The organism is Paenisporosarcina sp. NPDC076907, assembly GCF_050269735.1.
Classification (GTDB): domain Bacteria; phylum Bacillota; class Bacilli; order Bacillales_A; family Planococcaceae; genus Paenisporosarcina.
The window spans coordinates 820,577-835,502 of the sequence record NZ_JBNNIX010000001.1; the positions used below are offsets into that span (position 1 = coordinate 820,577).

Here is a 14,926-nt window from a genome sequence, read left to right on the forward strand (position 1 = left end):
CGGTGTAAGAAACGACAAACTTATGCGAAATATCCTAAGATTAAAGGGCTCGAAAGGAGCATGATTCTAATCATTAAAAACTTGCTAACATTATTATTAATAAGTTTTCTCTTAACGGCTTGTTCTTCTGCAGATGATGTTCGTGATCCAATATCAGTGGAAGAAATTGATTGGAAATATTTATCTACCGATGTTAATTCTATGAACATGGAAAATGTCAAAGTATACGGTCAAAATGAATTTGATATTTCTACAATGGTCAAAGAATTTTGCGTATTGATGTTAAATAATCCTGACAAAATCTATACGGATGAAAGTGACTCAACTATTAAAATTAATTTGAGATTTAATGAAACGTCAGGTATTAACATGGTTTACACGGAAGATGAATACGAAGGAAAAGAAAGTACCTTCTACGTTGATGAATCTCTGCTTCCTGCTTTAGAAAATCTTCAAGAAGAATATGGAGAAAATTAGGGTCATCAATCGCAACTAATATGTAAACAAGAAGCGACCGACATTGCATCGGCCGCTTCTTTTTTATTCTAGCAACCTTACAACCAAGCTTCTTCACTTAATAGAAGTGCTAATTTTTTGTCCTCTTCAATGGCTTGCCGGTAAAGCTGGCAATATAAACTATAGTTATGGCGTGTTTGATTGATGCCCATTGGAAGAAAGGTAGGGAGCAAATCTAGATCTATCCATGGCCTTGGTGAGGGTTCGTCTGAACAGTACAAAGGGAAAGAACTATATGGATAGTCTGCTAAGTTTTCGACCATCGGCTTTTTCGTCTCGATCGGATTTCGATGGATATAGCTACTAACGGCAAGAAGGGCGAAGGGTCCAACAGCTTCTTTTGAATAGTAGCGTTTTTCGTAAATGCGACCGACATGGTTATATTTTTTGGAGTAGTAATCACTATAGCGACGGTTAATACGTGCCATAATTTTATCTAAAGGAACTTCTGGAGAACGGATGAGCAGGTGATAGTGGTTTGTCATGATGCAAAAAGCAATGATCGTGAATGAATAGCGTTCACGCGCTTCTTCAATCGTACGGAAAAGAGCGAGCATGTCCTCATGTGTAGTGAAAATTTGTTGACGATTGTTGCCGCGCATGATGACGTGGAACCAGCCGGCAGGGTGCCAATTGCGTTTGCGTCGTGGCATCATGCTCCTCCACACATCATCGCTGTATGTATGGATGAAGTTTTCATTTTCCATTTAATAGATTCAGTGCCTGACAAATTCGCAATGGTAGGTTCCAAACTTATGACATTAACAGCTAATTGGAGACTGTTTAGAACTCGTTCACGCGCTTCTTTTATTGTGCCTAAACCAATGAAAATATATTGCTCTTTTTCGCTTTGGAAAGTCGCTTTGGCTGAAATGTTCTGCTCTTTCAAACCATTCAACCCAACACTTAGTATGTATGAGGACAATCTGTCACCAACTTTCTGCCATTTACTAGAAGCATAGCGTAAATGAGAGCTCAATCGCAAGTGCCCCAAGGGTTCGGCGATATTCATGACAATAGTCAAAATTGAATTTTGATCGTTTAAAAGAGGGCAAAATTCAATTTTGAGGCCTGTACAGGGAGAAAACAGCTAGGAAAGAGGGGCAAAATTTTATTTTGGGGTATTTTTAGAAAACATATCATTTTAACGGGGTGGCACCTTTTAACCCAAATTGCACAGGTACCAAAAGGGGAAAAGGTGCCACCCAAATTATTATTCTTTCACAGTGTAGGTATAAAATATGTAGGTTGAATCATAGACTAGGAATACTGATTGTAAAATGATGGAGGTATTCCCATGAACTTTTCAAAGAATCACTTACAATTTTTCAAGCAGACATTATTAAGTGGATTGAAAAACATTAGTCAAACTGTCCCTTTTAAAAAGAATGTGGATAATAGGAAAACGAATCGAAAGAAAATCACTAAATTCAAGAAAAGTGAGCAAGTAAAGGAAATTGATCATATTGAAAGTGCTGGTTTTATTCGATCCATCTTTGATGTTTTTGGTTATACAGCTGTTATGTCAATTCCAGTTCTATTTATGATGATTTTGCTGATATTGTCGTTTGTTTTGAATGATTTTCTTGAGGCATTTCGTGGATATGCATTACTTACATTGGGTCTTTCAGTGCTGATGCTTGGGATCGGGTGGTATAAAACGTATAAGATTTGGACCTTTATGTTAGTTTTAGCTGGTGCTTTTTTGACGGTGCTTACATTCGGACCGCAGGTGATTGAAGGGTATACAGGAAAAACGTTAACCGAGGTCAATTGGAAGAATGGCTATTGGATCACGTTGCAAGCAACATTTGTTTTTCTTTGTACCTTCATTACTACCGTTTCAATAATTGCATGGTTGTTTCTTGTTTCAAAGGGGCAACGTCAAAATCCATTGAAAAGACTTAAGCTGCTGAATATTAATAGAAGATTAACGGAGTTGAAAAGAATGTTTTCGTAGTGTCGGGTACCTGTGTAAAAAACTATTCAGATTATACACGACAATTTCATATGAAAATGTTTGAAAGTTTTAGGCAAGGCGTTTCTAATCCGTGAGTCTGCATAAATCATCATTCTTGTAAATTGTCATAATTTATTCGGTGCCACCCATGACAATTTAGTAACAGCTTTATTTGTGAACAATTTTGATGTTTATCATGTTTCTGCTTTTTCATGCCGTTCGTATGGAGCTATTACTTTTAATAAATTACGTTCAACTATATAGGAAATCAAAAAGCGGCCGAAATTCATCGGCCGCTTTTTGATTGTAAGATCAAGTGCTTCTCTCCTCGTTGAAATGCAGTGGAAGGTGGGGAAAAACAAGGCTCTTAAGGAAGAACATCCCCCCTGGTAATGAAACAATTAAAATTTGCCCACTACAAAGGCATAAAGATAATTACCTCTAAAATCTGCTGCAGGTATAAACTGAGGGACATTTTGTAATAAATATAAGGAAATAAATATATTGTGGAGTATATTCGAAGTTGTATTTGGGGGGCGGAAGATACGAAACATTTAGCAAAGCTTCAATGGAGTGTATTCGGAATAATCACGTTTATATTGACTTCTGCAATCATCCTGTATATCGCAGACCTAAATATTAGCTTTTCAGAAAAAAATGCACATCATGTTGAAGCTTCGACCCATATAGATGTCAGCAGTTTCGGAGCTGTTGGGGACGGTAGGACGGATGACACTAAGGCACTCCAAGAGGCTGCCCGACAGCATGGAATAATTTCTTTGGAATCGGGTAAAACCTACTTGATCAGTAGCACCATCGAATTGAATCCAGCCATCGCAAAAGGAATTCAAGGAAATAATGCAAAGATTCTTCTGGACGCTGATTTACCAGCATTTCATCTGAAAGGAAATAAAACGGATGGTGGTGCTCGACCTACAGAAAATGTGGGATTGGAGGATGAGTTTTCTTTTGTCATTGATTCACTCCATGTGTTCTCACGAGATCATCGAGGCACGGCCCTAATTTTGGATGGTAGTTTTGGAGTGATTGTAACAAAGTCCCATTTTTACAATTTGAAAAAAGGCATTGAACTTATTAATAAAAATCGAAATGTCATCATCTCTGAAAATCATTTATGGAATTTAGCGGAATATGGTATTCACTATAATAACGCAAATGTCCATCAGAGCATCCTTACAAACAATCACATATCCTATGCCGAAATCGCCTTGTTTTTTGAGAATGGAGATGTTCATAACACTCAAATCATGGGGAACGATATTGAAGTTGGCTATTTGAAGAATAATGATACAAGAAGTGCCATTCAAGTGGTTTGTGATAAGCCAAAAACCCAATTTTCACAATCACAAATTGTAGGTAATTCAATTGAAGATCATTTCCTTGCCAAGGAAGGGATTATTAATTTTTATTCGAAAACTTTCGGACCATCATCTGCGGATTCGAATCTAGCCCCGTATGTAGGCATGATTGAAATAATGGGCAATGAATTATCAGGATCTTCGAAGGCATTGGTTCTTGAAAATATTAACGATATCACGATAAATAGTAATACATTTAAACTGATAAGCGAAGTCTTCATTTCCATTTTCACTGGTGGAGAAGGAATCAATATGTCGGGAAATATTTTCTCGGGGAGAGAAGGCAAGAATTATGGTGGGAAGATTCTTCATGTTGAAGGCGCAAAAGCTGGAATAAATTCAACGCTAAGATTCCTTAACTTTAATAACAATACGTCGTATAACTTAACGGAAAACCCAATCAGCATAATGAGGAAACCTGGATTGACCGCTAACTTTAAAATTTCTGAAATAAATATCAGTAACAATACTTTTGGATCAGCCACTAAAAAAGAAGATGCCACGAAACTAACAGGTTATATAATTGACATCGATGTTCCACATGTAAGCGGAGCAACCATAACCGCTAATATAATCAAGGGTTCAAGTATTAATGAAAATGGTTTTAGATTAGTTTCAAAAACCAACGACCACATCATCATTAAAGACAATATGATCAGTGGTCTAATCGCACGAAATGGTTCCCCCCCAACCGTTTATGAGCTTCCAAGTCACAACGGGAAGTCTGTTATTGTTAAAGATAATATTTCGGAGTAGTGGATAAAAGGAGACCATTCTTCTATAGGTACCTGTGTAAAAAACTATTCAGATTATACACGACAATTGCATACGAATTTTCTTGGATATTGTAGGCAAGGTGATTAGTAATAGATGGTATGAATAAATCATCATCCTTGTAAATTGTCATAATTTTAACGGTGCCACCCATGACAATTACTTAGAAATTAGAGGAGCGGGTACGCACATCATCAGCCGCAGGATTACCTGTAGAAAGAAAAGCCGTGTAAAGCGACATTGTCACTTTACACGGCTTTTTTACTCTTTAGTATACATCCAATGTATCTAGGTATTTCCAGTTGCCAGCATCATCTTTTTCGATCAAGTACGTGTATGTAAACGAATATTCTTCAGTTTGATCGATTGTTGCTTTTTGATCTTGAGTGACGACAGCTGTACCGTCAATAATATACTGAACTTCGAGTCCTAGTGTTTCATATACAACGTCAAACTCTTCGAACGTTGATTGTATTCCTTCTTTAAGGTTTACGTAGTCAGGGTATTCTTCGCTGTATAAGCCGAATGTTTCTTCCAGTTTCTCTTCATTATAATAGGCATCTGATTTAGTGAAGAATTCGATCAGTTCTTTTTCTTGTGCAATGAAGTTTGAGTCGTTTCTGATGCTCGTTTGGTAAGCGGTATAAAGGACATCAATGATCTCTTCATCCTCAATTGCATCAAGGGAGTCGATAAATACTGAAACTTGTGTCTCAACTGTTTCCTTATTTGCTTTTGCCGAAATTAATAAATTCATTTTGTTCAGGTTCATTTTTGCCGTGATCACATCCTGTGCGGATAAAATGGCCTTTTCACCAGGAGCCTTGTACGTTTTTAGAATAGCATCACGAGTGGTTTTCCCGTATACACGATATAGCAACATTGCATTTTTACGGATTGTACCGGATAGTTCATGGTAACTTTTTTCAGTTGTAATGGCTGTCGGATCAGCAGCATATTGCTTATTGAATTGGTTTGCTTTATCCACCATTTTCATGCCATTTGTAATTGCGTCAATGTAAGCAATTGCACGCGTATAATGAATTCCCACATTTGCTTCCAGACGTTTTTCTAATAAGACTCTATCTTTAGCGTTTACGTTTAGCAATTCTTTTTTAGCTTTCAGGTAGGCATCTTTAGTCAGATTGAAAACTTTCATATCTGGGTACTTCACTTGTTTTGTAAGCTCAAATGAAATTTGCCATTTTAAAGCCGTTGCCTGTTTCTCCGCTGCTATTACTAGAGTTTCAGCTTTTGAGATTGAAGCTGCCTCCACGTTAATAGGTGTAAAAATTGTTGCTCCGGCAATCACAAGAGCCAGTGCGATGGATAGTAATTTTTTCATGTTGTTATTGTTCTCCAATACTAAGAAAGTCTTATAGTTCCAATATAAGCCTTAGTTAGAATAATATACTTATAGTATTTATACTAGCAGTAATTATAACTATTTTTGATAATAATTTTATGCTTTTTCATTAAATTTACATACAAAAAATAATCAATCGATGACACCTCTAGCAGACGTTGGTCCGAGGCTCACTGACCGCCCGTTCTGTTTCATAAAACCACCTAATATTTTTTCAATAACGAAATAGTATAAAGGAATTAATATCTATAAGTCGAATTCAATAGAATAGAGGGGGAAAGTCTGTGAACCAATTATCTTTAACTAATCTGTGTAAGCCATTACGTTTGGGAGATCCCTATTTCCGACCATATTATCCGCCAATAGGAAAAGACAAACCTAAGGTCTTTTTGGTTGGTATTAATCCTGCCTCAACCATCGGTAATGATAAGGAAATTGATGAGTTTATCAAACTCATAAATAACCGGGACAAATTTGACGAATTGTACACGAGCGAGCGATTGAAAAATAATCTACCCGAGATTTCAAGAACTAGATTAGGCATTAACGCTTTTGTAAATCATGTGCAGAATAAAACGGGTAACACGATATTGGAAACAAATGTTATCTCCTATCCAACAAAAGAAGAGAATGATTTAAAAGAATTATCACCTGAGGTATTAATGCGTTCGAAAGAAGTTTTTGAAGAAATCTTCTTTCATTTTCAGCCTAGGGTATTAATATTCCATAGCAAAAAAGCTATTAATATTTTTAATGAAATTCTTTTGAAAAATAATTTGGAAATAATAAAAACAGAAGAATTAACTTACCCTGTTTCAGAAATAGAAAAAAGAAATAGTCCTATACATGAATTCCAATATAAAGACGGACAATACGCTGCTGTATTTGTTTGTAGACACCTTATGTATTACGGTAAAGAAGGATTGTCCTTTTTGGAATTTCGAAACAGAGTTTGTGACTATTTACAATCTCCAAGAGGAAGTGATGAAAAATCATGAACACTAACGATAAGGGTCTTCCTTACTTAACGAAGGAACTTTTAAATGAAATTTTTGAGAATGTATACGAATATCCGAAAAAATCATTAAAAACTTCCATGACAGAAGAGAATGGTAGAAATCAGCAATCGGATTTTATTTCAGTAATAAAAAATCTCCAAGAATATAATGTACGTTATCGATTAGAGCAGACTAATGAGTTATTCCCATTATTCGAAAGAACAGTTGGTCCTATGGAGACAAATTCAGATGGAACAACATATTGGTTAGCTATGGGGTTAGCAATTAAAGATTTATATGGAATGAGAAAATCTACCTTAGAACAATTACTTAATCAAATCACTATTAGAAAGTAGGGTTCATGTGGATAAAAAGGTGCATGGTGTGAATGAAATTTATACAGACAATTATGAACTAACTTTACGATTAGATGACATTGGTAAAAAATCAATAAATGACGAAAACTTCCTTATGGAATGTATAGATTATTCAGTAGGTAGAGGTTTTAGTAGATTTGTTGGATCTGGGGAAGATTTTTTAATATTTTCAAAACCTGATTACTTTGACCCTGATGATATGTTAATAACTGATACGAATTTTAAGAGTAGAGTGAATGAATTAAAGAACAATAAGTATCCAGGACTAAAATAATGGTTTATTAATACATGGGAAGAAATAATCTAAAGGATACCGAAAAGATCGAAGTGACAAAATCACTTCGATTTTTTCGCGTTCATTAGGATAAAGTAAAGCGGATTGCACCTTCTTCAACAACGGTACCTAAAAAAACCTCATCCATTCATTTATGGATAAGGCAGCGTAATTAATTAAGTTGTAAGTGTTCTTTCAGTAAAGACTGTTTCTCGGCTAATTCGGTTTCGTCCATTTGATAATACCAAACTCCGTTCTTTTTGCTACCTGTACCTTCTTTAAAATAAAATTGTTCGACGTTTTCTAAGGCGTCTCGGTAATTTTTCTGGACGTTGACCATTTCATCGAACGTCATATTGGTTTGTACATTTGAACCTAACGCATTGAAAATATCACGGTAATTTAACAAACTTTTCACTGATGCGCCTTCCTGCAATACACCTTGAATAATTTGTTTTTGACGATTCTGTCTCCCAAAATCTCCATTGGGATCGTCATATCTCATGCGCACAAAACTTAAAGCTTCTTCACCATTCAGTTTAATATCACCCAATGGGTAATTGAAGTCATCAACAGAAAATTCAAGAGTGTTATTTACGGTGACTCCTCCAACTGAATCGACAATTTCTTCGAAACCTTCCATATTCAATAGGACCACATAGTCTATTGGAATATCCAGTAGTTCTTCAACTGTAGCCATCGACATATCGATCCCGCCAAATGCATAGGCATGATTTATTTTATCCATGCTGCCTTTGCCAATAATTTCTGTATAAGTATCTCGTGGAATACTTACCATTTTCGTTGATTTCTCATTAGGGTTAACTGTCATGACGATGATTGTGTCAGACCGTCCTTTATCTCCTTCACGTTCATCAATCCCAAGTACTAAAACCGCGAAAGGGTCTTTTTCGTTAAGTTTGATTTCTACCTCTCGCATATCAGAAACTGGGCGTTCGATTGGACTATGAATTTCTTCCAAAGTAGAAGTGAAACTCAAATACACGTTTAAAAGATAATAAGCACCTAATACTAGTAACATTCCTAAAATTCCAGCGGCCCAAAGCCATTTATAATTCTTCTTACTACCTGAAAACTCCACTTGATATCCTCCAATATGTTCATGTGAAGCTTATTCGAAGGACATTGGACTAAGTGTTGCTCCATCCTTAATCGTACTGTCTTCGGTCATCCCTTGTATTTCAAAATATTCATCATTCGTTACATTTAGTACTAGCTGACAGATAACAAGGTTGAAGGACATGATGGGGAAGAATTACTCCGAAAATTAATCAATCAGAACAAGTTTCATATGTGCAGGTGTTCGAGGGTATATAGGAAGAAAGTTTATCGAAGAAGAAAGGCAACCGAATGAATTTTCGGTCGCCTGATATGTGAGAAGAGTATTTTATTAAAACTGGCTAACTCTTTTAATGAAGGTTTTCAAACGCATATTGTCGAAAGGAGTTCCTAAGCGTTAAAAGGAGGAAACAAGATGAATGAAGAATTTATCTCTGTGAATGATCGTGAAATTATTATTAATACACTATCGCCTCAAGCGAACAGTTTAAATGTTGAAGATACATTGCTAATTAAGAATAAAGAACTTTCCATAGAAAAGGTTGAAAAGAGGAACTACAACTTCCTGAGTGACATGCCGCATTCGACCAATCAACAGTTATTTAAAGTGAACGTCAAAAGCAATAACTTAGAAAAATCCTTTCGGCTAATAGGCAAAGAAGACGAATATTTTTTTGCGATTCAAGATCATTTTCTTCAGTTGCTGGAGATGGATGACATAAATCGTGATGTTGAGTTATTTTCTCGAATTTCTCCGAAAATCGAAGTGCTCACACACTCAGAAGGAAATAACGCCGTAGAGGCTAAAATTAATAGACGGCAAATGAACTACTTAATCAATAATTCGTTAGAAGATCGTGAAAAAATTTCAAATCAAGTGAACAGTTTAAACTCAATGTCTTCTTATAAAAGTTTTTACATTGTATTAAATAAATTTCGAAGTGAACCGAGTGATCTCGGTCTTTTCAGATTAATAGAAGATGGAGCCTCATTTCGAAAGGAAAAACTATCTGAAAAGCCTTTAGAACATGACAAACCAATTGCAATCATCGTTCATGGATTGGTTTCCAATATAGGTGCTGCATACTTCAATTTGTTTAATTCTCTGCGAAAAGACTATGACGTATTCGGTTTTGAATATCTGACCGTTAATGAAAGAGTAAGAGATAGTGGAATCTTGTTAGCTAACGAGGTCAATGTGTTAAAGAAAATGTACCCTAATAAGGAGATATTGATCGTCGCTCATAGTATGGGGGGCTTGGTCAGCCGTTCTGCTTATATCGAACAAAAAGCGCCGATTGATAAAATCGTAATGGCTGGAACGCCGAATAATGGTTCGATCTTAATCAGTGTCCCGATGTTAGCAAGAAAGTGTTTAATCCTGTATGGCATACTGAGTAACCTAAAAGGTAAAAACGCAATTAAAGGTGAAGACTTCTGGCACTTGGTCAGACCGGGAAAGTTACAAGGTTTCAATGACCTGGCCAATAACTCAGGCTTTATTAGCCAATTAAACTCAAGTGATTTAATCGATGCCAATAAAAAATACTTTGCACTAGCTGGGAAAAATCTTGGTCTTTTGAATGACGGAGTCGTACATACAGACAATATGGTGACCATTAACGAAATCAAAATACCTCACACGACGAGTGAATGGAATCATTTTACGTACTTTAAGGAAGCGGATATAGATATTTACTTAAAACGAGCGATTAATTATTTGAAGTAGTGTCTTCAGTGGGTACCGTGTCTTCTTCAGTGGGTACCTGTGCAAGAAAATATTCAATTTATTCAAGACAATTGCATGTGGAACTTCAAATAAGCTGAGAGTTATGGTTTTTTATAGGAGCCTGCGTCATAAACTTTCATTTTCGTGAATTGTCATAAATGCAATGGTGCCACCCATAGCAAATGGGCAATAACTGTTTGGTGAACAATTTGGATTGGTAATAATTTATTGCCTTTTCTAAATAAGAATTCATTGGAGGTATCCCTAAATTAAGTTAGGCTGGCACCTAATTGTTTTCAGTAGCTTCTCCATGTAGTTTTCCAATTCTTTAAAAAACGAAAATCAAGCGAAGTGATTTAGGGTAGACACCTTTGCAGAATTACCTAAGAAGAATAAATAAGCCGAGTGAAAATGACATTGTCAATTCACTCGGCTTGTTGCCGTTTGTCTTTTCTAACACCAACCAATTCCCATCAAAATATTCATGGGTGGCACTTTTCTCTCGAAAATGCACAGGTACCAATAAGAGAAAAGGTGCCACCCACTGAGAAACGCGGGTCGCACATTATTTGCACCACAAGGTCTATCACTATAGTAATATAAATGAATATTGATAGTAATTACATGGAGGAAATAATGGATATATTGGATTTTTTCACTGGTCCCTATGCTTGGCTGACCAGTTTTGTTTTTTGGTACCCTTTTCTAATGGCGCTTTTTTGGATGGCTGGTTCAATTCTTTTCTTACGTACAAAAGAACCGAGAAATGACACATTGGATGTTGAAGGCTTTGAATGGCCGATGATTAGTATTCTGGTTCCTTGTTACAATGAAGAGGAGACAGTGGAGGAAACAGTTAGGAATCTTGCTGGTCTTTCTTATCCTAAAAAAGAAATTATATTAATTAACGATGGATCAACGGATGGTACATTCCAAATTCTTGAGAAGTTATCTCAAGTTTATGAAAACGTAAGAGTGATACAGCTTCTTCAAAATCGTGGTAAGGCGAATGCCTTACAAGTCGGATTGTTCGCTTCTCGAGCTGAATATTTGGTATGCGTTGATTCAGACGCGCTACTCTCAGACACTGCCCCCTATTACATGATTCGACAATTCTTTTTGAAAGGTGAGCGGGTAGGTGCTGTAACCGGCAATCCATGCATTCGAAATCGGAATACCCTTTTGAGTCGGATGCAGTTAGTAGAATATGCTTCTATCATCGGAGCAATTAAACGTACACAGAGGCTACTTGGAAAAGTGATGACCGTATCAGGAGTGGTTGTGACTTTTCGCAAAAAAGCGTTGGTCGATGTTGGATTGTGGGACCGTGACATGATCACGGAAGATATCGCCGTCAGTTGGAAATTGCAGAAACGTTTTTGGGATGTCCGCTATGAGCCACGAGCTCTTTGCTGGATGCTTGTTCCGGAAACGCTGTCAGGCATCTGGAAACAGCGTGTTCGCTGGGCGCAGGGGGGACAGGAAGTTGTCTTGCGTCACTGGCGTGTAATATTCAGCTGGAAACAGCGACGCTTTTGGCCTATCTATCTTGAACAGGTTATCAGTACGATTTGGGCTTTTTGCTGGCTCTTTGTCACTGTCTTGCTGGTCTTTCTATCAGACGAAATTCAAGATTTATTTATATGGTTTACCTTGACTTCTTTTACACTTGTTTTTATTAGCATGATTCAGCTATTTATCGCCTTGCTCATTGAGTCCAGATATAACCGCGTTCTTAAATATTATTTCTGGGCTGCTTGGTATCCCTCTATTTATTGGATGGTCAATTCCGCAGTCGTGATGGCTGCAGTGCCTCGTGCCATTAAATCGCGGTTGAAAGGAGGCTATGCCGTATGGAGCAGTCCCGACAGAGGTCTGAAGAAGGTTTAATTATCGTAGGCAATCGCTCGACATTCAGATTCATCATTGATGTAATCTTGACATTATTCTTTTGGGTCTACAGCTTACTTGTCATAGCCTTTTTTGTTTCGGCAATGGTGGGCTATAGCAATTCATTTTCGAGAATCCTGAATATGTCGTTCAACACGACGAATAGCCAGGTTCGAATCCTTCTCCTGATTGGCGTGATTTTTTTCTGCAGTTTTTATGTGTTGCTGCGAACTAATCGGTATTACAACAAAAAACGATTTGGCTCTTTAGCACGGCGCACCTACCCAAAACTGGTAACCAATCAAGACTTAAATAAATTGGAATTAATGGATGAGGAAACGATTAAGAGACTCCAATCAGAAGATTACATTACCTTTGAAGAAAACCCGATTATTTCTTTGAAAAAGGAGAAACATTCATGATGAAGAAACTCACCTTGATTGTAATAATGGGAATGTTGGTTGTGTTTCTTTTATTCCGTTATGAACAGATTAGTGCGCTTTTTACATTGGACGAGCCCGCTATGACGTTTCCTGAAGAACTCACTGAAGGCGGATGTCTTGGATTGAACTATCATCGAGTCTTGCCTGATAATATGATGAATCAATCAGCCAGATGGCTATTAAACTCTGATGAACTCATAAAATTCACTGTGCTGACAAGCGAACTAGAAGAACAAATGACTGCATTAAGTGATGCCGGAGCTGTGTTTCTTACTGAGGAAGAATTATTGGCAGCAAAGAAAACTGGAGAGTTTCCAGAAAAATGTGTATGGGTTTCCATTGATGACATCGACTCCTCTGTCTATGAACATGCTTTCCCGATCCTCAAAGAAGCAGGTATTCCTTTTACGATGTTTATTATTGCTGGACATGTAGGGAATAGGGATTTCAGCAATCTAAAAATGGCAACATGGGATGAGCTGCGAGAGATGCAAGAAAGTGGGCTTGTTAGTTTTGGATCGCACACATACGATATGCATCGCTTCGAACACGAAACAGCCGTGTTCCTCTTACCTGAACAAAAAGAAAACTTCAGAAAAGATTTGCAGAAAAGTATACAAACCATTGAGTCTGAGCTTGATATAAAAGTAAGGAGCTTCGCTTACCCTTATGGGAATACGGATGACACGACAGCAAGCATTATTGAAGAAGAGGGGCTTGAGGCGGGCTACATCCTTGCTCCCCAATCGATCCGACCTTCAGATAACAACTTTCACCTCAACCGAATTGTCATCAATTCCACGACTTTTGATGAAGTGATCTTACCTTTTATAAAGAGACAATGAATCGAGCGAAGTAAATTCCTTTATCGTATAGAAATTCAAGAAGTTATACATATCAGCCGTGTCTGATGAAAATGAGCTGAGGTGTGACGTAGTCACTGTCCTCGGCTTTTCTTTATAATGGAATGAAGAGAGATTACTTTACTTAAGAATAAGGAGTGAATTAAATGAACTTAACTTACGAAATACTTCCTGACGAGAAAATTGAGTGTCTAAGAGATTCTTGCAATGAGCTCATGGTCTTTCAAAAATCGAAAGCATCTATCACTCCAGAGCTGTTTGATCATATGAACTTTGATACGCGATTGATGCCTTCAATTAAGAAAGCATTACATAATTACACGGTTGTCGTTAAGGATGGGGAACAAATTGTGGGGTATGTTTATTCAAATGTATCGCCGAAAGAAACCTATTCGAATGAATTTGCCACTTTTTTTGATCTCGCAACGGTTAGTGGAAAGAATGTAGGTTGTTTGTCGCAGTTTTATATTAAGGAAGAATACAGGCAATATGGAGTCGGATCGACGCTTTTCAACATGTCGATGGAGTGGTTAAAGAAGTTTGACGATGTGGAAGATATATTTATCTTTGTCTCGAATGGGAATGACCCCGCACTGGAATTCTATCAACGTAAAGGGTTTACGGTTAGTCATGAAATCTTGGATGGCTTTATCACGGTTATGAGAAACAAGTAGTGAGTGTACTTTAATTTAACAATAAGGGATTTGGGCGAATGGAGAAAAAACTGGCTGTGCTCATAAGTAATTATTTAGAGCAATGGAACGAAGTCAATTCTACAAAATATGAATTGAACAAAATGGCGACTCCCAATAACACCTTGATTCAATTCCATCAATGGGCAAATGGAAAACCAATCATCGCTGCTTTTGATGTCTCTAAAATTGGAGACGAGCGCTATTACTTTTTGTTTATCGATTGGCACCGCAATGACAATTACTATTTGGTCATCTATGCACATGATAAATCCACTACACTAGCCGAGCTGAATAAAATAATAAAAGAAGATGACGTGAATTTTCTATCGTGGAAATACAACCCGTTAAAAAGAGACGGTAAAAACGACATCCGAAAGTCGTATTATAAGCAAACCTTTGGATCGACAACAATGAACATTCCACTTCCGAGTTCAACTAGGGAAATGGAAGTCTTTTTGGATCAGGTATTAAAGCTTTGCCATAATCGGGTTAGGGCTGACCGTATTGTAGACATTTATGATTTTCAGTGAAAAAAACCCACAAAAAAGAGTAGCATTCATTTGAACGCTACTCTTTTCACAT

The 14,926-nt window shown here is 37.0% G+C and carries 16 protein-coding genes; 12 read left to right on the top strand and 4 right to left on the bottom strand.

Going from position 1 to position 14,926, the window contains the following annotated elements; genetic code table 11:
• The first annotated feature begins 60 nt into the window (after positions 1 to 60).
• Entirely contained in the window at positions 61 to 477 is a 417-nt protein-coding gene (locus ACQKEV_RS03990; protein WP_427443582.1) for a hypothetical protein, read from the top strand.
• A gap of 77 nt (positions 478 to 554) precedes the next feature.
• On the opposite strand, the gene ACQKEV_RS03995 is transcribed toward ACQKEV_RS03990, so the two are convergent.
• Both ACQKEV_RS03995 and ACQKEV_RS04000 read right to left on the bottom strand, forming a co-directional pair.
• Entirely contained in the window at positions 555 to 1,169 is a 615-nt protein-coding gene (locus tag ACQKEV_RS03995; RefSeq protein ID WP_427443584.1) for a transposase, read from the bottom strand.
• A complete protein-coding gene (locus ACQKEV_RS04000; protein ID WP_427443586.1) occupies positions 1,169 to 1,495 on the bottom strand; it encodes a hypothetical protein in 327 nt (108 codons plus the stop codon). The genes ACQKEV_RS03995 and ACQKEV_RS04000 overlap by 1 nt, the downstream gene beginning before the upstream one ends.
• A 318-nt stretch (positions 1,496 to 1,813) precedes the next feature.
• Between ACQKEV_RS04000 and ACQKEV_RS04005 the strand changes: the two genes are divergently transcribed.
• Entirely contained in the window at positions 1,814 to 2,476 is a 663-nt protein-coding gene (locus ACQKEV_RS04005) for a hypothetical protein (protein ID WP_427443587.1), read from the top strand.
• 506 nt (positions 2,477 to 2,982) lie between these two features.
• Positions 2,983 to 4,611: a hypothetical protein gene (locus ACQKEV_RS04010; RefSeq protein WP_427443589.1), complete on the top strand. Its 1,629-nt coding sequence runs from the start codon at positions 2,983 to 2,985 to the stop codon at positions 4,609 to 4,611.
• A gap of 286 nt (positions 4,612 to 4,897) precedes the next feature.
• Here ACQKEV_RS04010 and ACQKEV_RS04015 read toward each other — a convergent pair whose 3' ends face one another.
• Complete coding sequence (locus ACQKEV_RS04015) at positions 4,898 to 5,974, bottom strand: hypothetical protein (protein WP_427443591.1); 1,077 nt, start codon at positions 5,972 to 5,974, stop codon at positions 4,898 to 4,900.
• 305 nt (positions 5,975 to 6,279) lie between these two features.
• Between ACQKEV_RS04015 and ACQKEV_RS04020 the strand changes: the two genes are divergently transcribed.
• From ACQKEV_RS04020 to ACQKEV_RS04030, 3 genes are read left to right on the top strand one after another with little or no spacing between them, the layout of a single operon-like run.
• Positions 6,280 to 6,993: a hypothetical protein gene (locus ACQKEV_RS04020; protein WP_427443592.1), complete on the top strand. Its 714-nt coding sequence runs from the start codon at positions 6,280 to 6,282 to the stop codon at positions 6,991 to 6,993.
• Positions 6,990 to 7,349 carry a hypothetical protein gene (locus ACQKEV_RS04025; protein WP_427443593.1) on the top strand — a complete coding sequence of 120 codons (360 nt, stop codon included), beginning with the start codon at positions 6,990 to 6,992 and terminating at the stop codon, positions 7,347 to 7,349. The genes ACQKEV_RS04020 and ACQKEV_RS04025 overlap by 4 nt, the downstream gene beginning before the upstream one ends.
• Positions 7,350 to 7,356: 7 nt before the next feature.
• A complete protein-coding gene (locus ACQKEV_RS04030) occupies positions 7,357 to 7,644 on the top strand; it encodes a hypothetical protein (RefSeq protein ID WP_427443594.1) in 288 nt (95 codons plus the stop codon).
• A 172-nt stretch (positions 7,645 to 7,816) separates the two neighbouring features.
• On the opposite strand, the gene ACQKEV_RS04035 is transcribed toward ACQKEV_RS04030, so the two are convergent.
• A complete protein-coding gene (locus tag ACQKEV_RS04035) occupies positions 7,817 to 8,686 on the bottom strand; it encodes an LCP family protein (protein WP_427444822.1) in 870 nt (289 codons plus the stop codon).
• A 453-nt stretch (positions 8,687 to 9,139) separates the two neighbouring features.
• On the opposite strand from ACQKEV_RS04035, the gene ACQKEV_RS04040 reads away from it, so the two are divergent.
• From ACQKEV_RS04040 to ACQKEV_RS04065, 6 genes are all read left to right on the top strand, one after another.
• A complete protein-coding gene (locus ACQKEV_RS04040; protein WP_427443595.1) occupies positions 9,140 to 10,453 on the top strand; it encodes an esterase/lipase family protein in 1,314 nt (437 codons plus the stop codon).
• Between the two features lie 636 nt (positions 10,454 to 11,089).
• The gene (gene pgaC, locus ACQKEV_RS04045; protein WP_427457727.1) at positions 11,090 to 12,343 is read left to right on the top strand and encodes a poly-beta-1,6-N-acetyl-D-glucosamine synthase; all 1,254 of its coding nucleotides are present in this window, start codon (positions 11,090 to 11,092) and stop codon (positions 12,341 to 12,343) included.
• Positions 12,307 to 12,765 (top strand): poly-beta-1,6-N-acetyl-D-glucosamine biosynthesis protein PgaD, encoded by a 459-nt coding sequence (locus tag ACQKEV_RS04050; RefSeq protein WP_427443597.1) that lies wholly within the window; start codon positions 12,307 to 12,309, stop codon positions 12,763 to 12,765. The genes pgaC and ACQKEV_RS04050 overlap by 37 nt, the downstream gene beginning before the upstream one ends.
• On the top strand, positions 12,762 to 13,631 hold the full coding sequence (locus ACQKEV_RS04055) for a polysaccharide deacetylase family protein (RefSeq protein ID WP_427443598.1): 870 nt from the start codon (positions 12,762 to 12,764) through the stop codon (positions 13,629 to 13,631). The genes ACQKEV_RS04050 and ACQKEV_RS04055 overlap by 4 nt, the downstream gene beginning before the upstream one ends.
• A gap of 164 nt (positions 13,632 to 13,795) precedes the next feature.
• On the top strand, positions 13,796 to 14,323 hold the full coding sequence (locus ACQKEV_RS04060) for a GNAT family N-acetyltransferase (RefSeq protein ID WP_427443599.1): 528 nt from the start codon (positions 13,796 to 13,798) through the stop codon (positions 14,321 to 14,323).
• Positions 14,324 to 14,361: 38 nt separating this feature from the next.
• A complete protein-coding gene (locus ACQKEV_RS04065) occupies positions 14,362 to 14,874 on the top strand; it encodes a hypothetical protein (RefSeq protein ID WP_427443600.1) in 513 nt (170 codons plus the stop codon).
• Positions 14,875 to 14,926 lie beyond the last annotated feature (52 nt).

Coding starts and splice junctions, on each gene's coding strand:
- ACQKEV_RS03990 (WP_427443582.1), top strand. CDS start 61: ATGATTCTAATCATTAAAAACTTGCTAACATTATTATTAATAAGTTTT.
- ACQKEV_RS03995 (WP_427443584.1), bottom strand. CDS start 1,169: ATGCCACGACGCAAACGCAATTGGCACCCTGCCGGCTGGTTCCACGTC.
- ACQKEV_RS04005 (WP_427443587.1), top strand. CDS start 1,814: ATGAACTTTTCAAAGAATCACTTACAATTTTTCAAGCAGACATTATTA.
- ACQKEV_RS04015 (WP_427443591.1), bottom strand. CDS start 5,974: ATGAAAAAATTACTATCCATCGCACTGGCTCTTGTGATTGCCGGAGCA.
- ACQKEV_RS04025 (WP_427443593.1), top strand. CDS start 6,990: ATGAACACTAACGATAAGGGTCTTCCTTACTTAACGAAGGAACTTTTA.
- ACQKEV_RS04035 (WP_427444822.1), bottom strand. CDS start 8,686: ATGTTACTAGTATTAGGTGCTTATTATCTTTTAAACGTGTATTTGAGT.
- ACQKEV_RS04040 (WP_427443595.1), top strand. CDS start 9,140: ATGAATGAAGAATTTATCTCTGTGAATGATCGTGAAATTATTATTAAT.
- pgaC (WP_427457727.1), top strand. CDS start 11,090: ATGGATATATTGGATTTTTTCACTGGTCCCTATGCTTGGCTGACCAGT.
- ACQKEV_RS04050 (WP_427443597.1), top strand. CDS start 12,307: ATGGAGCAGTCCCGACAGAGGTCTGAAGAAGGTTTAATTATCGTAGGC.
- ACQKEV_RS04055 (WP_427443598.1), top strand. CDS start 12,762: ATGATGAAGAAACTCACCTTGATTGTAATAATGGGAATGTTGGTTGTG.
- ACQKEV_RS04060 (WP_427443599.1), top strand. CDS start 13,796: ATGAACTTAACTTACGAAATACTTCCTGACGAGAAAATTGAGTGTCTA.
- ACQKEV_RS04065 (WP_427443600.1), top strand. CDS start 14,362: ATGGAGAAAAAACTGGCTGTGCTCATAAGTAATTATTTAGAGCAATGG.